Annotated in this window: 18 protein-coding genes, 6 tRNA genes and 1 pseudogene; 16 read left to right on the top strand and 9 right to left on the bottom strand. The window is 60.2% G+C overall.

Features of this window, described 5'->3' with window-relative positions; translation table 11 throughout:
• Positions 1-22 precede the first annotated feature (22 nt).
• The 12 genes from astB (at position 23) to mgtE (ending at position 9,925) form a co-directional block, all read left to right on the top strand.
• Positions 23-1,372 carry an N-succinylarginine dihydrolase gene (astB, locus tag QQ992_RS20560; protein WP_286110863.1) on the top strand — a complete coding sequence of 450 codons (1,350 nt, stop codon included), beginning with the start codon at positions 23-25 and terminating at the stop codon, positions 1,370-1,372.
• A gap of 14 nt (positions 1,373-1,386) precedes the next feature.
• On the top strand, positions 1,387-1,677 hold the full coding sequence (locus tag QQ992_RS20555; RefSeq protein ID WP_003256592.1) for a topoisomerase II: 291 nt from the start codon (positions 1,387-1,389) through the stop codon (positions 1,675-1,677).
• 10 nt (positions 1,678-1,687) lie between these two features.
• The gene (astE, locus tag QQ992_RS20550; RefSeq protein ID WP_119369188.1) at positions 1,688-2,695 is read left to right on the top strand and encodes a succinylglutamate desuccinylase; all 1,008 of its coding nucleotides are present in this window, start codon (positions 1,688-1,690) and stop codon (positions 2,693-2,695) included.
• 295 nt (positions 2,696-2,990) lie between these two features.
• Positions 2,991-5,615: an alanine--tRNA ligase gene (gene alaS, locus QQ992_RS20545; protein ID WP_286110862.1), complete on the top strand. Its 2,625-nt coding sequence runs from the start codon at positions 2,991-2,993 to the stop codon at positions 5,613-5,615.
• A gap of 84 nt (positions 5,616-5,699) precedes the next feature.
• Positions 5,700-6,935, top strand: coding sequence for an aspartate kinase (locus QQ992_RS20540; RefSeq protein ID WP_019099135.1), 1,236 nt, complete (start codon positions 5,700-5,702; stop codon positions 6,933-6,935).
• A 167-nt stretch (positions 6,936-7,102) separates the two neighbouring features.
• Positions 7,103-7,291 (top strand): carbon storage regulator CsrA, encoded by a 189-nt coding sequence (gene csrA / locus QQ992_RS20535; RefSeq protein WP_003254503.1) that lies wholly within the window; start codon positions 7,103-7,105, stop codon positions 7,289-7,291.
• 72 nt (positions 7,292-7,363) lie between these two features.
• A tRNA-Ser gene (locus tag QQ992_RS20530) sits at positions 7,364-7,454 on the top strand.
• Positions 7,455-7,560: 106 nt separating this feature from the next.
• A tRNA-Arg gene (locus QQ992_RS20525) sits at positions 7,561-7,637 on the top strand.
• A gap of 71 nt (positions 7,638-7,708) precedes the next feature.
• Positions 7,709-7,785, top strand: a tRNA-Arg gene (locus QQ992_RS20520).
• Positions 7,786-7,859: 74 nt separating this feature from the next.
• Positions 7,860-7,936: transfer RNA gene (locus tag QQ992_RS20515), tRNA-Arg, on the top strand.
• Between the two features lie 72 nt (positions 7,937-8,008).
• Positions 8,009-8,085 (top strand) — tRNA-Arg (locus QQ992_RS20510).
• 397 nt (positions 8,086-8,482) lie between these two features.
• A complete protein-coding gene (mgtE, locus tag QQ992_RS20505; RefSeq protein ID WP_016711838.1) occupies positions 8,483-9,925 on the top strand; it encodes a magnesium transporter in 1,443 nt (480 codons plus the stop codon).
• 68 nt (positions 9,926-9,993) lie between these two features.
• On the opposite strand, the gene QQ992_RS20500 is transcribed toward mgtE, so the two are convergent.
• Positions 9,994-10,320, bottom strand: a complete 327-nt coding sequence (locus QQ992_RS20500) for an Arc family DNA-binding protein (protein WP_003254499.1) — start codon at positions 10,318-10,320, stop codon at positions 9,994-9,996.
• Positions 10,321-10,389: 69 nt separating this feature from the next.
• Here QQ992_RS20500 and QQ992_RS20495 point away from each other — a divergent pair, with 69 nt between their 5' ends.
• The 4 genes from QQ992_RS20495 (at position 10,390) to QQ992_RS20480 (ending at position 12,030) form a co-directional block, all read left to right on the top strand.
• Entirely contained in the window at positions 10,390-10,569 is a 180-nt protein-coding gene (locus QQ992_RS20495) for a hypothetical protein (protein ID WP_146232438.1), read from the top strand.
• Between the two features lie 96 nt (positions 10,570-10,665).
• Positions 10,666-11,259 (top strand): phosphonate metabolism protein/1,5-bisphosphokinase (PRPP-forming) PhnN, encoded by a 594-nt coding sequence (gene phnN / locus QQ992_RS20490; protein WP_286110861.1) that lies wholly within the window; start codon positions 10,666-10,668, stop codon positions 11,257-11,259.
• 111 nt (positions 11,260-11,370) lie between these two features.
• Positions 11,371-11,447: transfer RNA gene (locus tag QQ992_RS20485), tRNA-Arg, on the top strand.
• An 85-nt stretch (positions 11,448-11,532) separates the two neighbouring features.
• Positions 11,533-12,030, top strand: coding sequence for a hypothetical protein (locus tag QQ992_RS20480; RefSeq protein WP_286110860.1), 498 nt, complete (start codon positions 11,533-11,535; stop codon positions 12,028-12,030).
• Here the strand turns inward: QQ992_RS20480 and QQ992_RS20475 are convergent.
• The 8 genes and pseudogenes from QQ992_RS20475 to QQ992_RS20445 all read right to left on the bottom strand — a co-directional run bounded on the left by QQ992_RS20475 (position 12,024) and on the right by QQ992_RS20445 (position 17,659).
• Complete coding sequence (locus tag QQ992_RS20475) at positions 12,024-12,635, bottom strand: recombinase family protein (RefSeq protein WP_286110859.1); 612 nt, start codon at positions 12,633-12,635, stop codon at positions 12,024-12,026. The genes QQ992_RS20480 and QQ992_RS20475 overlap by 7 nt on opposite strands.
• A gap of 125 nt (positions 12,636-12,760) precedes the next feature.
• Entirely contained in the window at positions 12,761-13,075 is a 315-nt protein-coding gene (locus tag QQ992_RS20470; RefSeq protein WP_286110858.1) for a hypothetical protein, read from the bottom strand.
• Complete coding sequence (locus tag QQ992_RS20465) at positions 13,072-15,777, bottom strand: tape measure protein (RefSeq protein ID WP_286110857.1); 2,706 nt, start codon at positions 15,775-15,777, stop codon at positions 13,072-13,074. Before QQ992_RS20465 ends, QQ992_RS20470 begins: the two co-directional genes overlap by 4 nt.
• The gene (locus QQ992_RS20460) at positions 15,743-15,988 is read right to left on the bottom strand and encodes a hypothetical protein (RefSeq protein WP_286110856.1); all 246 of its coding nucleotides are present in this window, start codon (positions 15,986-15,988) and stop codon (positions 15,743-15,745) included. The genes QQ992_RS20465 and QQ992_RS20460 overlap by 35 nt, the downstream gene beginning before the upstream one ends.
• Positions 15,985-16,428: a hypothetical protein gene (locus tag QQ992_RS20455; protein ID WP_286110855.1), complete on the bottom strand. Its 444-nt coding sequence runs from the start codon at positions 16,426-16,428 to the stop codon at positions 15,985-15,987. Before QQ992_RS20455 ends, QQ992_RS20460 begins: the two co-directional genes overlap by 4 nt.
• Positions 16,425-16,712 (bottom strand): hypothetical protein, encoded by a 288-nt coding sequence (locus tag QQ992_RS20450; RefSeq protein WP_286110854.1) that lies wholly within the window; start codon positions 16,710-16,712, stop codon positions 16,425-16,427. Before QQ992_RS20450 ends, QQ992_RS20455 begins: the two co-directional genes overlap by 4 nt.
• A pseudogene (locus tag QQ992_RS28155) lies at positions 16,713-16,859 on the bottom strand (hypothetical protein); the annotation flags it as partial.
• Positions 16,856-17,659 (bottom strand): hypothetical protein, encoded by an 804-nt coding sequence (locus QQ992_RS20445; RefSeq protein WP_286110853.1) that lies wholly within the window; start codon positions 17,657-17,659, stop codon positions 16,856-16,858. The pseudogene QQ992_RS28155 and the gene QQ992_RS20445, both read right to left, overlap by 4 nt.
• Positions 17,660-17,691 lie beyond the last annotated feature (32 nt).

The raw sequence follows: 17,691 nt of genomic DNA, 5'->3' as shown, positions 1-17,691 counted from the left end.
AACAGGTCACGGAGCCTAGCCGATGAAATCCTATGAAGTGAATTTTGATGGCCTGGTGGGGCCCACCCACAACTATGGCGGCCTGTCCTACGGCAACGTGGCTTCGCAAAGCAACAGCCAGCAGGGTTCCAACCCGCGTGAAGCCGCGCGCCAGGGCCTGGCGAAAATGAAGGCGCTGGCCGACCTGGGCTTCAAGCAAGGTGTGCTGGCGCCGCAGGAGCGCCCGGATGTGGCCGCCCTGCGCCGCCTGGGCTTCAGCGGCAGCGATGCCGAAGTGATCCAGCGTGCGGCTAAAGAAGCGATGCCGCTGCTGGTGGCCAGCTGCTCGGCGTCGAGCATGTGGGTGGCCAACGCGGCCACGGTCAGCCCCAGTGCCGACACCGCGGATGGCCGCGTGCATTTCACCGCTGCCAACCTGAACTGCAAGTACCACCGCAGCATCGAGCACCCGACCACCAGCCGTGTGCTGGGCGCCATGTTCAACAACGAGAAACACTTTGCCCACCACGCAGCATTGCCTGCCGTGGCACAGTTCGGTGACGAGGGCGCGGCCAACCACACGCGCTTCTGCCGTGTCTATGGCGAGCCGGGCGTGGAGTTCTTCGTTTACGGCCGCAGTGCCTTCGACGCCCGTTACCCGGCGCCGCAGAAGTACCCGGCCCGGCAAACCCTGGAGGCCTCGCAGGCCGTGGCCCGGCTGCATGGGCTGAGTGATGACGGTGTGGTCTACGCTCAACAGAACCCGGCGGTGATCGACCAGGGCGTGTTCCACAACGATGTGATTTCGGTGGGCAACGGCGAGGTGCTGTTCTACCACGAGGACGCCTTCCTTGAGACCGACACGGTGCTTGGCCAGCTGCGAGCTAAACTGGCCAGCAAGGGTGGCAACTTCCAGGCTATCTGTGTGCCACGGGCGGCGGTGACGGTTGAGGATGCGGTGCGTTCCTACCTGTTCAATAGCCAGCTGCTCAGCCGTGACGACGGCTCCATGCTGCTGGTGGTGCCGGAAGAGTGCCGCAACAACGAGCGGGTCTGGGCCTACCTGGGCCAGCTGACCAGCCAGGGCGGGCCGGTGAAGGAGGTCAAGGTGTTCGACCTCAAGCAGAGCATGCAGAACGGTGGTGGCCCGGCTTGCCTGCGTTTGCGTGTGGCGTTGAAGGAATCGGAACTGGCGGCGGTCAACCAAGGCGTTATCATGACCGCCCCGCTGTACGACACCTTGGTAGGGTGGGTCGACAAGCATTATCGCGACCGCTTGAGCGACGCGGACCTGGCCGACCCACAACTGCTGGTGGAATGCCGTACGGCACTGGACGAATTGACCCAGATCCTGAAGTTGGGTTCGGTGTACCCGTTCCAACGACAACCTTGAAGAGAGACTTTGCAATGACCGACGCCCTGCGCCTGATCCTCGAAGATGAAGACGGCACCCAGCTGGAAACTTCCTGCACCCGTTTTGCCGTGGTCTGGCAAGGCAAGGAAGTGTGGATTCAGCAGGACGGCCGTGGCCAGCTGCTGATCGGTGTGGATGTCGAGGAAGATGACACCGAGTATGCCAACCTGCTGCTGCGCCCGATGGCCACCAATCTGGTCAGCCTGCAGCTGGAAATGGAGCCGGCCGAGGTTGGCGAAGACGACGATCACGTCCATGGCCCTGACTGCGGCCACCACCACTAAGGAAGCCCCTATGCTCGCCCTTGGCAAATTGCTTGAGCTGACCCTCACCGATCACGAACCGGCCGAGAAGACCCAAGTGACACCCAAGGGCGCGCGTTTGCGCTGGCTGGGGGAGGGCGCGCTGGAAGTGCGCCCTGCCGAGAACGAGGACTGCGGGCTGGATTTGCTGTTGTCCGCCGGCATCCATGGCAACGAAACAGCGCCGATCGAATTGCTCGAGCGGCTGCTGCACGGCGTGGCCAATGGCAAGATCAAACCCAAGGCACGGTTGTTGTTCCTGTTTGGTAACCCGGCGGCCATCCGCAAGGGCGAGCGCTTCATCGAGCAGGACATCAACCGGCTGTTCAACGGCCGCCATGAGCTTTCCAGTGGTTTCGAGGCATTGCGTGCCGCTGAACTGGAACAGTTCGCCCGGGTGTTCTTCAGCAAGCCGGGGCGCAGCCGCCTGCATTACGACCTGCATACCGCCATTCGCGGTTCGAAGATCGAGCAATTCGCCTTGTACCCTTATAAAGAGGGGCGCAAGCATTCCCGTCGTGAGTTGGCGCGCTTGGCGGCAGCGGGCATGGAGGCGGTGCTGCTGCAGAGCAAATCCTCCATCACCTTCAGTGCCTTCACCTATGAACAGCTGGATGCTGAAGCCTTCACCCTGGAGCTTGGCAAGGCTCGCCCGTTCGGCCAGAACGAGCAAGTCAACCTCGACAAGCTGGAAGAGCGGCTGATCCGCATCATCGAGGCGACCGAGCCAGAGGGCGAGGGTTCGCTGGATGGCCTGCAGCTGTTCAGCGTGTCCCGCGAGATCATCAAGCACAGCGACAGCTTCCACCTGCACCTGCCCGCGGATATCGAGAACTTCTCCGAGTTGAGCAAGGGTTACCTGCTGGCCGAAGACCTGGCCGAGACGCGCTGGGTGGTCGAGGAGGAGGGGGCACGTATCATCTTCCCGAACCCGAAGGTCAAGAATGGCTTGCGGGCCGGCATCCTGATCGTGCCGGATTCGGGGCAGCGGCTGGGCTGAGACCGCGTCGCCTGTTGCGCGGTTTCGGATCCCATCCATGATGAAAACCTTTTAATTCACCGCCTGTTCCATTTTCCCTCCCCATCGGCGGTAATTGGCTTGCCAGTGGCGAAAGGCAGGATTTAGCATCCGGTCATGTCATTTTCGTTTGCATAGCCCGAAAAACCGTTCAAACGACGGTTTCTATCGTATAAACACACTGCATCGAGATTGCAGGACCGATATAATGCGGCCCTTTGCCGTCGTTTCGTCGACGTGTTTGCCCACCAGGGCCGCCGTTTCCGTGGAAGAACCTATGAAAAGCGCAGAAATCCGTGAAGCCTTCCTTCGCTTCTTCGAAGAGCAGGGCCATACCCGAGTCGCCTCCAGTTCGCTGATCCCGAACAACGACCCGACCTTGCTGTTCACCAATGCCGGCATGAACCAGTTCAAGGACTGCTTCCTCGGCGCGGAGAAGCGTGCCTACACCCGTGCCGTCAGCAGCCAGAAGTGCGTGCGCGCCGGTGGCAAGCACAACGACCTGGAAAACGTCGGTTACACCGCGCGTCACCATACCTTCTTCGAAATGCTGGGCAACTTCAGCTTCGGCGACTATTTCAAGCGCGATGCCATCACCTTCGCCTGGACCTTCCTGACCTCGGACAAATGGCTGAACCTGCCCAAGGAAAAGCTCTGGGTCACCGTTTACGCCACTGACGACGAAGCCTACGACATCTGGACCAAGGAAGTCGGTGTGCCGGAAGAGCGCATGGTGCGCATCGGCGACAACAAAGGCGCCCCGTACGCCTCCGACAACTTCTGGACCATGGGCGACACTGGCCCGTGCGGCCCGTGCACCGAGATCTTCTACGACCACGGCGCAGACATCTGGGGCGGCCCACCCGGCTCGCCAGAAGAAGACGGCGACCGCTACATCGAGATCTGGAACAACGTCTTCATGCAGTTCAACCGCACCGCCGACGGCGTGCTGCACCCGCTGCCAGCGCCGTCGGTAGACACCGGCATGGGCCTGGAGCGCGTCAGCGCCGTGCTGCAGCACGTGCACTCGAACTACGAGATCGACCTGTTCCAGAACCTGCTGGCGGCGGCTGCCAAGGCCATCGGTTGCAGCAACGACGGCCAGGCCTCGCTGAAAGTGGTGGCCGACCATATCCGTTCGTGCGGCTTCCTGATCGCCGACGGCGTGCTGCCGTCCAACGAAGGCCGTGGCTATGTGCTGCGCCGCATCATCCGCCGCGCCTGCCGTCACGGTAACAAGCTGGGTGCCAAGGGCAGCTTCTTCTACCAGATCGTCGCCGCACTGGCCGCCGAAATGGGCGAGGCCTTCCCAGAGCTGAAAAGCCAGCAGGCGCACATCGAACGTGTGCTCAAGGCCGAGGAAGAGCAGTTTGCCAAGACCCTGGAGCAGGGCCTGCGCATTCTTGAGCAAGACCTGGCCCAGCTCAAAGGCGACGTGGTACCGGGTGACGTGGTGTTCAAGCTGTACGACACCTACGGCTTCCCGATGGACCTGACCGCCGACATCGCCCGTGAGCGCGAGCTGACCATCGACGAAGCCGGCTTCGAGCGCGAAATGGATGCCCAGCGTGAGCGCGCCCGTTCCGCCAGCGCCTTCGGCATGGACTACAACAGCCTGGTCAAGGTCGACAGCGCCACCGAGTTCCTCGGCTACGACGCCACTGAAGGCCAGGGCAAGATCATCGCCTTGTACAAGGACGGCCAGTCCGTTGACCAGCTGGGTGAAGGCGAGCAGGGCGTGGTCGTGCTCGACCGTACGCCGTTCTACGCCGAATCCGGTGGCCAGGTGGGTGACACCGGCTTCCTGCAGGCTGGCGCTGCGCGCTTCGACGTGCGCGACACCACCAAGACTGGCGGTGCCTTCCTGCACCACGGCGTGGTCGCCAGCGGTGCGCTGGTAATCGGTTCGCCGGTCGAGGCCAAGGTCGATGCCGACGTGCAGCAGGCCACCTCGCTGAACCACTCCGCCACCCACCTGCTGCACGAAGCGCTGCGCCAGGTGCTGGGCGAGCACGTACAGCAGAAGGGCTCGCTGGTCGACAGCCAGCGCCTGCGTTTCGACTTCAGCCACTTCGAGGCGGTGAAACCAGAGCAGATCAAGCAACTGGAAGACATCGTCAACCGTGAAGTGCGCAAGAACACCCCGGTGGAAACCGAGCTGACCGACATCGAAACCGCCAAGGCCAAAGGCGCCATGGCGCTGTTCGGCGAGAAGTACGGCGACACCGTGCGTGTACTGAGCATGGGCGGTGATTTCTCGGTGGAGCTGTGCGGCGGTATCCACGCCAAGCGCACCGGTGACATCAGCCTGTTCAAGATCATCAGCGAAGGCGGCGTGGCCTCTGGCGTACGCCGTATCGAAGCCGTTACCGGCGCAGCAGCGCTGGCCTACCTGAACGCTGCCGAAGAGCAGGTCAAGGAAGCCGCGCAACTGGTGAAAGGTAACCGCGACAACCTGATCGACAAGCTGTCGGCTGTGCTCGAGCGCAACCGTCAGCTGGAGAAGCAGCTGGAACAGCTGCAGGCCAAGGCCGCCAGCGCCGCCGGGGACGATCTCTCCAACGCGGCCGTTGAGGTCAAGGGCGCCAAGGTGCTTGCTGCCCGCCTGGATGGGCAGGACGGCAAGGCCCTGCTGGCCCTGGTCGATCAGCTGAAGAACAAGCTCGGCCACGCAGTGATCCTGCTGGGCAGCGAGCATGAGGGCAAGGTTGTGCTGGTGGCCGGCGTAACCAAGGACCTCTCCAGCCAACTCAAGGCTGGCGATCTGATGAAACAAGCCGCTGCGGCGGTGGGTGGCAAGGGCGGTGGCCGTCCGGACATGGCCCAGGGTGGTGGCGTCGACGTCGCTGCACTGGACCAGGCCCTGGCGCTGGCCGTGCCATTCGCAGAGCAGGGACTTTGAGATGAAGGGGCCGGTGGTCTAGTCGCCGGCCTCTTCATGTTGGATTGTTTTTTGGGGCCCTGTATGGGCTGAGGCACCATTGAAATGGCGTTGATCGTACAGAAATTTGGCGGCACCTCTGTCGGTTCCATCGAGCGGATCGAGCAGGTAGCCGAAAAGGTCAAGAAACACCGTGAAGCGGGCGACGACCTGGTGGTTGTATTGTCGGCCATGAGCGGTGAAACCAATCGCCTGATCGACCTGGCCAAGCAGATCACCGATCAGCCGGTTCCGCGTGAACTGGACGTGATCGTGTCGACCGGTGAGCAGGTCACCATCGCCCTGCTGACCATGGCCTTGATCAAGCGTGGTGTGCCAGCGGTGTCCTACACCGGCAACCAGGTGCGCATCCTTACCGACAGCGCGCACAACAAGGCGCGCATCCTGCAGATCGACGACCAGAAGATTCGCGCCGACCTCAAGGAAGGCCGCGTGGTCGTGGTAGCGGGCTTCCAGGGTGTGGACGAGCACGGCAGCATCACCACCCTGGGCCGTGGCGGCTCCGACACCACCGGCGTGGCCCTGGCGGCAGCGCTGAAGGCGGACGAGTGCCAGATCTACACCGACGTCGATGGCGTCTACACCACCGACCCGCGCGTCGTGCCGCAGGCTCAGCGCCTGGAGAAGATCACCTTCGAAGAGATGCTGGAAATGGCCAGCCTCGGTTCCAAGGTGCTGCAGATCCGTTCGGTGGAGTTCGCCGGCAAGTACAACGTCCCGCTGCGCGTGCTGCACAGCTTCAAGGAGGGTCCGGGTACCCTCATTACCATTGATGAAGAGGAATCCATGGAACAGCCGATCATTTCCGGTATCGCCTTCAACCGTGATGAAGCCAAGCTGACCATTCGCGGCGTGCCGGACACCCCGGGCGTGGCCTTCAAGATCCTCGGCCCGATCAGCGCTTCGAACATCGAAGTGGACATGATCGTGCAGAACGTTGCCCACGATAACACCACCGACTTCACCTTCACCGTACACCGCAACGAGTACGAGAAGGCGCAAAGCGTGCTGGAAAACACCGCTCGCGAAATCGGTGCCCGTGAAGTGATCGGCGACACCAAGATCGCCAAGGTCTCGATCGTTGGCGTCGGCATGCGTTCGCACGCCGGTGTGGCCAGCCGCATGTTCGAAGCCCTGGCCAAGGAGAGCATCAACATCCAGATGATCTCCACCTCCGAGATCAAGGTCTCGGTAGTGATCGAAGAGAAGTACCTGGAGCTGGCCGTACGCGCGCTGCACACCGCGTTCGAGCTCGACGCTCCTGCCCGACAGGGCGAGTAAGGCGCTGCCTGGAAGGGCGCGGCTGGTGCCGCGCCCTTCGCGTTTCTGCTCGCCACGCAGGCCCTGTCCTGCCCTGTGTGGCGCGTAACCGGGGTCCCGTCGTCGTCCACGACTGGCCCTGATACCCAAGACTGTTACCCCTGAATGTTTTGCGTAAGGAGAAAGCTATGTTGATTCTGACTCGTCGGTGCGCCGAGAGCCTGATCATTGGAGACGGCGAGATCACCGTGACGGTGCTTGGCGTCAAAGGCAACCAGGTGCGTATTGGCGTCAGCGCCCCGAAAGAAGTGGCTGTTCACCGCGAGGAAATCTACCTGCGGATCAAGAAGGAGAAGGATGAAGAGCCAAGCCTTTAATTTTTTTGAAGTTTTTTTCAAAAAAAGGGTTGCAAAGGTGAAAGAGGTTCTTTAATATTCGCCTCGTGTTGCGGTGAGGTGGCCGAGTGGCCGAAGGCGCTCCCCTGCTAAGGGAGTATACCTCATAAGGGTATCGGGGGTTCGAATCCCCCCTTCACCGCCATTATTTGCGTAGGGCGCTGTAAACGGTAAGAACGCTAAGTCGTTGATTTTAAACGAAAACGTTCTTGCAAAAATGTTTCAGCGACCTATAATGCGCGGCAAGACACGGACTCATAGCTCAGCTGGATAGAGTACTCGGCTACGAACCGAGCGGTCGCAGGTTCGAATCCTGCTGAGTCCGCCACTTTTGAAGTGGCTTTGTTTGCAAGGCTGCTTCAATCAACCAGCGGTATCTGGTCTAAAACTTCCAATCGCGGACTCATAGCTCAGCTGGATAGAGTACTCGGCTACGAACCGAGCGGTCGCAGGTTCGAATCCTGCTGAGTCCGCCACTTTCTTGAAGTGGCTCTGCTTGCAAAGCTGCTTCAGTCAACCAGCGGTAACCTGGTCTAAAACTGCCAATCGCGGACTCATAGCTCAGCTGGATAGAGTACTCGGCTACGAACCGAGCGGTCGCAGGTTCGAATCCTGCTGAGTCCGCCAATTTTTGAAGTGGCTCTGCTTGCAAAGCTGTTTCAGTCAACCAGTGGTAACCTGGTCTAAAACTACCACCACGGACTCATAGCTCAGCTGGATAGAGTACTCGGCTACGAACCGAGCGGTCGCAGGTTCGAATCCTGCTGAGTCCGCCATACACCATCAAGAAGCCCGCTCATTTGAGCGGGCTTTTTGTTTTTCTGCGCCAATGAATTGTTGGTGATGTCGATCTACGCTCTTCTGTAATGATTGTGGTGTAGCTTGGCGCCGCTGTGCGGCACCTCAAACAAATGTGCTTTCCCATCCACAACAACCGTCGCACTGATAGCTTCGAGCGTTGTCCTAGCTTTATCACGCAAACGATTGTTCTGGCCAAAAATTTAAGCGATCTGACAGCTTTAGCAGTGTATGATTGCGCCCGTCAGCCCCGCCGGGGCTTGTGGAAAACCACCATGGACTTACCCAGTAGTTACTCGCTAACACGATTCATACAGAAAGATCTGACCGATTGATTCTCCCGGCGTGCTCCGCTGCTGGGAGTGGAGTTCGCCTATGACTGAAGTAGAAGTAAAAAAAGCGCAAGAGAGCCTGCAGGATCGCCTGGCCCAGGTGGTCGAACTGCTGCAGCGCCAGCGTGTGGTCGAAGACCTGACTCACCGCCAGGAAGGCGCGCACAACGACCTGGTGGAAAACCTCGTCCACCGCCAGAACCTCGTCGAGCTGCAACGTAAGCTCGATGACCTACACCCCGCCGACATCGCCTATATCCTCGAAGCCTTGCCCCTGGAAGACCGCCTGACGGTCTGGCAGCTGGTGCGCTCGGATCGCGATGGCGACATCCTGCTGGAAGTATCCGACTCGGTTCGTCAATCGCTGATCGCTGACATGGACGATCACGAGCTGCTGGCCGCCGCCAAGGAGATGGACGCCGACGAGCTGGCCGACCTGGCCCCAGAGCTACCGCGCGACGTTATCCATGAGCTGATGGAAACCCTCGATGCCCAGCAACGCGAACGTGTACGTTCGGCGCTGAGCTACGACGAGGAGCAGGTCGGTGCGCTGATGGACTTCGAGATGGTCACCATCCGCGAAGACGTCAGCCTGGAAGTGGTGCTGCGCTACCTGCGCCGCCTGAAAGAACTGCCCAACCACACCGACAAACTGTTTGTGGTCGATTACGACGGCATCCTCAAGGGTGTACTGCCGATCAAGCGCCTGCTGGTCAACGACCCGGAGAAGAAGGTGGCGGAGGTCATGGCGACCGACCCGGTATCCTTCCAGCCCGAGGAAGATGCCTATGATGCGGCGCAGGCTTTCGAGCGTTACGACCTGGTATCGGCACCTGTCGTAGACAAGGGCGAGCGCCTGATCGGCCGTTTGACCATTGACGAGATGGTCGACCTGATCCGTGAGGAGAGCGAGAGCGAAGTCCTCAACATGGCGGGTCTGCGTGAGGAGGAAGATATCTTCGCCTCGGTCTGGCGTTCGTTCCGCAACCGCTGGGCGTGGCTGGCGATCAATCTGATTACCGCGTTCCTCGCTTCGCGAGTGATCGGGGTATTCGAGGGGTCGATCGAGAAGCTGGTGGCGTTGGCTGCGTTGATGCCGATCGTTGCGGGTATTGGTGGCAACTCGGGTAACCAGACCATCACCATGATTGTCCGCGCCATGGCGCTGGACCAGGTATCGCCGGGCAATACCAGCCGCCTGATGCGCAAGGAGTTGGCAGTATCGCTGATCAACGGCCTGGTGTGGGGCGGAGTGATTGGTGCCGTGGCTTTCTGGTTGTACGGTAGCTGGTCGCTGGGCGTGGTGATGACCGCAGCGATGACCTTGAACCTGTTGCTGGCGGCGTTGATGGGTGTGCTCATCCCGATGACGTTGGCCCGCTTGGGGCGCGACCCGGCGATGGGGGCGAGTGTGATGATCACTGCCGTGACCGACAGTGGGGGCTTCTTCATCTTCCTCGGTCTGGCCACCTTGTTCCTGCTGTAGGCTCGCCAGAACCAGCCACCCACAAGAAAGCCAGCTTACGCTGGCTTTTTTGTGCTCGCTTGCAGGCCTCAGGAGGCGTCGGCGGCCATTTCCACATCGTGAGCAATGAGGGCGACCAAGGCATTCTGCTGGCGGTGAGACAGTTGGCGGAAGCGCTGCAGCAACTCGCGCTCATGCAGGGACAGCTCAGGGCTGTCCAGGCGCATGCTCAGCTCGTCACCCAACGCACCTTCCTGGATAAGACTCTGCTCCAGGCGCGCGATGATTTCGGAGTTCATGCTGCGGTGATGGTTGCGCGCTACCTCGGCAATGCGCTCACGCATCCCGTCTGGCAGGCGGACGACGAACTTGTCAGCGGTGCGGCTCGAATAAATAGCCTGTTTCATTGGGCGCATATAAATTGACCGGAGTTTGGTTCAGGGGAAGCGGTTCTCAAATTGGCCGCACGGGGTGGAAGTACGACCGTGGCGACGACAAAATGTTCAACCGTCAGTGAAAAATGGATGCTCATCTTGCCTCATGGTCGCCGTTTCCTTGGCGTCAATTCTGTGACAAATAGTGAGCCGGATAAAGGCTTTATGCCAGTACCAATTATCAGAAATGAGCACTGGTTTGAAAAGTTTTACATGCTCCGGCTTGCCTGACCGTCAGTCTTTTGCCGTCAAAAACTGGTAAAACACAGCAAAAGGAGAGGAAAACCCCTAGAATGCGCCGGTTTCCCTCCATAGAGCATAGTGGCTATGCAACATGACGCAAGCGACCGCCGATCAGGGACAGGCCGGCTGATATTTCTGGTAGGACCGTCAGGTTCGGGAAAAGATTCCCTGATCGACGCTTCGCGTGAGCGGCTGGCGGCCGCTGGGGTAGAAATTGCCCGTCGCGTCATCACCCGCTCGGCCGAAGCCAAGGGCGAAGCTGCCCAAGGGGTCACGGCCGAACAGTTTGAAACCTTGTGCGCGCAGGGTGCGTTTGCCATGCACTGGCGGGCCAATGGGCTGGGTTATGGGATTCCTCGGCAGGTGGACCAGTGGTTGGCGGCGGGCAAGGCGGTGCTGGTGAATGGCTCGCGGGCTTACCTGCCCGAAGCGCGTCAGCGTTACCCGGACATGTTGGCAATACTGGTCGAGGTCAAGCCGCAGGTGCTGCGCCAGCGCTTGCTGGCCCGGGGCCGCGAAAGCGCCGAGGAGGTAGAACAGAGGTTGGCGCGCAGTGCTCGTTTGCAGGCGTTGTCCGATCCTTCGGTGCATGTGCTGGACAACTCGACAAGCCTGGAGGCAGCGGTCGCGGCCCTGTTCAAGCTGCTCCGCGATGAAGGTGCGCTGCCGCCGGTGTAGCCGTGCCAGAAAAGGATTACGCGAAAAAGCCAGGTAGGTGCATGACAAACGCCAGCATGCTGGTTAACATGCTGGCCGTCCCGCTGTGCAGCGCTCGCTGCCGGCGCTTGCGTCTCAGTAGCTCAATTGGATAGAGCATCCCCCTCCTAAGGGGAAGGTTGCAGGTTCAATTCCTGCCTGGGACGCCATTAAATTCAAGGCTTGTAACGTTTTTTGCTTAATCAACTTCGCGTCTGTGGGTGCGCCATGGGTGCGAAAATGGAGGCGTTCGTTATGGAAGCTGTTACAGTCGACACCAACATCCTGCCTATAGATGATCTCCAGGCGATTGCCGAATCGTCCGGATACGCCCTACAAATCATCAGCGTCACCTATCGCGAACTTGCAATAACCGATCTCTTAGAACAAGCATCGAGCCTTCCCCGGGTCCCGGAATCCGCGATGTTTGGCGAGTCGTTTTGGGGAGCTCATTTCGGAGGAGTCGAAGACGCTGAGATCTTCGAGGATGTCCTTCGGATCATCTCGAGCGGCAGCTTCCCGCCACCTGAAAAAAGAGAAAACCTGACGCCACCGCAAGTCAATCAGCTGCGTGATGCCCTGATCCTCCAAGCCCACATACGCACTGGCAACAAGGTTTTTGTGACCGGGGATGCGAAGGCTTATGTAAATCATGGCCGACGATCGATATTTGAAGATAAATACGGCGTCACCATTTTTTCGCGGGTTGAGTTTAAGGATCACTGTCTGACCAAAGGAAGCTTGGCTCACTGAGCATCTCTGATGCGCAGTACCGTGGTGGTGGAGCAGTTGGCGTGTCTGGCGGTACCTCTAATGCCCAGGCCGGCACCCAGCAGCTCCTTGACCCGCTTGTGCAGCTCCTCGTCCACTGGCCGGCCCTGATACTTGCCGGCCGCCTTTGCCTTCTGGATACCTTGAGCCTGGCGCTCGCGGCGTTGCTCGTAGTCCTTCCGAGCGATCGCCGCCATCATCTCCACCAGCATCGAGTTGATAGCGGCCAGCATCCGGCCGGTGAACTCGTCTCCCTGCGTGTCGCGCATACCCTGATGGCTGGTGGGCAGATCCAGGGCGACGATGCGCAGGCCCTTGGCGTCAATCGCACCTTTGAGCTTGGCCCAGTCGTCAGCGGGGAGGCGGGAGAGGCGGTCGATGGATTCGACCAGCAGCACGTCACCCTTGCGGGCATCCTTGAGCAGGCGCAGCAGCTCCGGTCGATCTGCGGCGGCACCGCTGGCGTTCTCCAGGTATTCACAGGCGATGACCTTGTTATGGTCGCTGGCGAACTTCTCTAGGGAGGCCCGGGCGCGGCCGGCGTCTTGCTCGTCGGTGGATGCTCGGAGGTAGGCGCGGATGAACATAGTGCAACCTGTATCAGTTAGGGTGTTGTCCTAATACTGTTGCATTTTGGGTGGTACTTATCAAGCGAAAAGGCTGATAAAGGCTCAAATTGCCCGTATCAGCCTAGGCATACCCAAGAGAACGGTCAGCCTCGCCCAGCCCGTTCGTCCCAGATCCTTCTCAGCGCCCCATGGGGCCCACAGACTCTTGCAGCACCGCTGCATCGCTCTTTGTAAAACCGCTCCTCATGCCTGATTTTGATTGCGATATCAGCGCCGATTGGGCCTTCGTGGGTTACGACTGCCACGGTTCGTCCAACCATCTCTCCGGCTTTTTCCAGTCGCGCTCGGATCTCGTGCATCGGGGTATTTTCGTTCACATCCCCAAGCCCGCAACGCCTGCAAAAGAAGTCGACCAGGTCTTTCACCAACTGCTCTTTGTCCAAATCAATCGCTTTCAATCAATGTTCCTCTTCATCACATATGACTGCTCAAGAGCCTGGGTGAATGTCCCCCAGCCCGTAGCTACTTGATCCGCTAAGCGGTTCTCAACCTCCTGGATGAGCACCTCAAGCCGGCCACCTTCACCGGTCCTGGTTTCCACCACCGCGTTGCTGTTGTTCACGATGAAGACCTCGTGCTTCACCTGGGGGGCGATACCGGCCTGTCCCGAACGCTGAGCGCCTGCAGGCGCGCTTGACCCGCTGTACACCGAAACACGCTCGTTTGAGTTGATCGACTCCAGCAACTGGCGGTTGCGCCTGGTGGCTGCGGCATTGACGACAAACTCGCCGTTGCTGAGGTTTGCGGGGATGCTGTCAGAGGTTCCAGTGCCTGGGCCTCGAACATAGCCACCGGTAGCCAGGTTGAGGCCGACCGATTGGATGTTGCCAACGATCGACGCGGTAGCAGCTGCCACAGATGCCATCGCCGCCAGGTTGAGCGGGAACGGGTTCGCTGCTGCCATCGCGATACCGGTCTGGATGCTGATAATTGACTGGGCAATCGACGCGGCCTTCTGCACCGCGAACATCGCCTTGTAGGCTCCGGACTGCTGGCCGGCGAAGGCGCCCACGATGCTCGTCAGATCGCCGAACATACCCTCGGCCAGCGACAGCCGGGCAACGCTCATGGAGCGCTCGTTGTTGAGCGTGTCAGCTGCGCGCTGCTTCTCCAGTTGTCGGATTGTCTCGTCATACTGAGCAGCATTTTCTACCTCGAGCTCGCGATACTGCTGGTACATGGCGATGCGCTGGTCGTACCAGGCCTGGAGCTGCTCATTCTCCTGGCTCATCCGCATCAGCTCAGACCCAGCTCCGCCAATGACGGCGTCGATCTGCGAGGTGTTCGGCTTACCGCTGAAAATCTGGCTGTTGATGGATGCGTCGATACCGGCTTGTGCGATCTTGCCAGCCGGGCCTTGTATCCCGGTAGCTGCTGCCGCTTGGGCGTAGAGCTCAGCCAGGCTCTGGCCTTTGACGTATTCGTCGTTGATCTGCTTCAGCCTGAGGAGGTGCTGATCCTGACCGTGAACAATGGACGCATAGTTCAGGGAGGCCTGAGCAATTGCCTTGCTGTACTCGATTTGACTGATCGCTCCCTTGTCGAGGGCGAGCTGAAGCTGCTGCTGCTCCATCGTAAGAGATCGCACAGCCTGTGCTGCCGGGTCGTACTGACCGTACAGCCGCGAGAACAAGCCGATAGCCTCAGGAAGGCCCTTGCTTGCATCTGCATTGGCCTTGGCGTTCGCTGCGCCAAGCTTTTTTGCGGCCGCTTCGGCGGCTTCCTTCGCATCCTTTTCTTGGGCGTACTGGAACAGCAACTTTTCCTGCTCGGGGAGCAATTTTCCGAGCTCACCGGTTTCGATGGCATAGCGAACCCGCGCAGCTTCACTGTTCTGCCCCTGCAAAGCGGCTGCTTTCTTGAGGTTGGCCAGTAGCTTCTCGTATTCGGCGTTTACCGGCGCCGCTGCGTCTTCCCCGGGTGGCTTCTGCTGCCCTGGGCTTCGCATCTCGGCGACGATCGATCGAATTGAGCCGGCCTTCTTTTCCAGGTTGGCGATTTCCGCGTCAATTTCCTTTCGGTCGTAGAGCTGAAACTTGAACAGCACCGTATCGCCAGGGTCGCTTTTGTCCAGGCGAGACCTGGCGTTCTGCAGGTCACGAATACCCGCGATAGTCACGCCCAGTTCGTTATTGAGGCCAGCAATGGTCTGCTTGTCTGCGCGGAAGAAATCGAAGAACTCGCCGGTACTGAACCCCTCAAGTGCACGGGTGAGGCTAGATATCCCGGTGGCCAGCCTGCTACTGGCACCGGAGGCCTCATCGAGCCTGCCGGCCATAGCGATGACAGCATTGTTAAAGGCGGTCATCGACTGGCTGACCGTCATTTTCATCGCCGAGCTGAGCTGGTCGACCTTATCCTTTTGGTTCTGAAGGGCCTGCACGACTGCTTCAGAGGTCAGCTTCCCCTCTGCCCCCATCGTGCGAAGTTGGTCGATGGTGACGCCAAGCCCGCGAGCAATGGCCTGGGCCAGCGCCGGGGTCTGCTCCAAAATCGAGTTCAATTCGTCGCCACGGAGCGTGCCGGATGCCAGGGCCTGACCAAACTGCACCATAGCGGCATCGGCCGCCTGTGTGCTGGCACCGCTCAAGGCTACAGTTTTGGCGACCGTCTCGGTGATACTCGCGACATCAGCAAAGTTGAGCCCAAGTTGCCGGGCGTTTTGGGCTACCCGTTGATAGACCTGGGCCGTAGTGTCAAGTGATTGCCTTGAGTTCTGCGCAACGTCGTACACAGACTGCTGGGCATAGGCCAGCTGCTCAGTTCCATCGGTGACCAGGCGCAGGCGGTTGGTTAGGTTGGTGAACTGCTCGGCCGCCATGGCGAACTTTGCGGCGCTGAAAGCTGCGGCCAGCGGTGCAGCCAGGCGAGAGGCTACTAGCGCAAAGCTTCCAGCCTGCCCCTCAAGACCTTTGAGCTTGGAGCCGGCCCCAGATGCTTTTGAGGCCATCTGATCCATGGACTGACTCATCTTGCGAATTGCAGGATCTACCTTGTAGCCCGCGGCCTCCATCGCATTGAGCCTGTCCGTGAGCGATTTCGCATCGCGCTGCGCGCCGCGCGAGTCAATTGTTACTGCTAGACGGGATTCCTGAGCCATTGGCTTTCTCCACAGGGGCGGAATCGTCTCGACCAGGCGATTGTTCCGCGCTTTCGAAAATGGTTTCCAGATCACCAGCGGCTGCGTTTGAGCCGCCGGCCGCCTCTGCCGACAACTCATCCATGAGCCGGCTTATCGCCGCGACGGTCGCGTCGTGCTCGGTGCGCCGGACTTGCTTCTGCAAGCCCCTGATGCTGTTTTTCACGCTCATGGCCGATCCTCGGAATGCGGGAGTGGTGCGGTGCGGCTTTCGATGACCTGCCGATAGATCTCGGCGGCATACTCCGCTGTAGTGGTGCCCGGTGGTGGCAGGCTGATGCGGCGGGAGCCAGCCTGCTCAAGTGTCATGTCGAAGATTCCTGCCGGGAACAGCCGCCCAAGGCGCTCGACCTGGCGGGTGTGCAGGATGATGGCGTGAGCGATCCCCTCGGCCTGCTCACTGGTCATGTCGGTGAAGGGGAAGAAAAAAGTCTCGTACTGGCCCTGGATTCGATAGCTGAGCGAATGGCCAACGATCTCTGGAAAGTCCATCGAGCCCGCCCCGCTGCTGGCATCTACAACGGCGATCGTGACCATGGAGATCGGCTCCTCATCCGCGCCGATGCGTGAGGTCAAGCGCCGAATCTCTGACTTCAGACCCTTGATGGTCATCGCTGCATCTCCTCTACCTGCTGGCGGAGTTCTTCGACGGCCTTTTCCAGTTCGGCCACCTCGATCACCCTGGCCACTGCGCTCAATCCTTCGATCAGGTGCCGGCCCTGGTCGGGAGGGAGGTCGCCAGCGGCAATAGCCTTGAGGATGGATTTCGCCGCGCTTGGCAGGTCGGTGTCGTCCAGCTCGAACTGGACTGGCTCGGCGGTCGGCTTGATCGGTGGCACCAGGCGCTCCAGGATCAGCCGGCAGGCCTGCATATCGCCTTTCTTGGCTGCCGCCATCACCTTCCTGGCCACTGCCTGAGAGCCCTCGGCAAGTTGATCGCGTAGGGCCTGGGTAAGCCCCGAGCGGCCGCCTGGGTTGCCGGAGAAACCAGGGGCGAATCGCCCCTTGTTGTCCCTGGGCTCTTTTGCTGAGCTCTCGGTCAAGCCAGGCCTCCGGCGATCTGGGCGCGCAGGCGCTGCTCTTCCTCGTCGGCTGCGTCGTCCTCGGCCTTGGCCTGGGCTGCGAGGCGCTCGCTGATGCGCTCGACAGTGCCGGGGCTGACACCAGTTACCAGTGCTGCCGCGCTCTCGCCAGCGGCATCAACCTTGTCGTCCAGGCTCATGCCGGAATCGCCTTGGATGATGTCGAACGCTACCCGGATAGCCTCCTGGGCGTCTTCGATAGCCTGGGTCATATCCTCGACTTCCTGAGCCTCGCGGGGGTGAGCCCGGGCAATGGCCTCTTTCAAAACCCTGGCGTGCCAGTCGGCGCTGATGCCTGTTAGCTCGCGCGGAAGCCGCAGAGCGGCGTTCACAAACACCTGATGGGTACCAGCAAGCAAAGCTGCGTTTCGGGCTGCTGGCTCCATCGCGCGCAGTTGGGCGGCCAATGCGAGGTCGATCTGCACAGACACCGCATCGCTGTCGCGGTAGGGTGGTACCGCAGTGAGCCGGGAGGCGCGCTCAAGGTGCTGGCTGCGCAGTGCGTCGAGGCCCCGCTGCAACTGACCGATGAAGTGCAGGCGTTCCTTTGCGGCCTTGTATCGATCGCCTGCTTTGGCTGAGTCGGAGAGGCGGTCATCGCTGTTGATATTCATGTGCGCGATCTGCAAGCCCTCGACGTGGCTGCGTGCTTCACGGGCGAACCGGAAAGCCTCGGCAAACTTGCCGTCTTCTGGATGGCGCCACAGGCCGACGATTCGCTCTTTGCCGCCAGATACGGCGCGTAGGGTCTTTACTGCCATTATTTTTCTCCTTGATTCGGTTTCGGGTGTTG

It is taken from the genome of Pseudomonas kurunegalensis (assembly GCF_030291635.1).
GTDB lineage: Bacteria > Pseudomonadota > Gammaproteobacteria > Pseudomonadales > Pseudomonadaceae > Aquipseudomonas > Aquipseudomonas monteilii.
The sequence above is the reverse complement of the archived record's forward strand: the minus strand, read 5'-3'. Positions and strand labels throughout refer to the sequence as shown.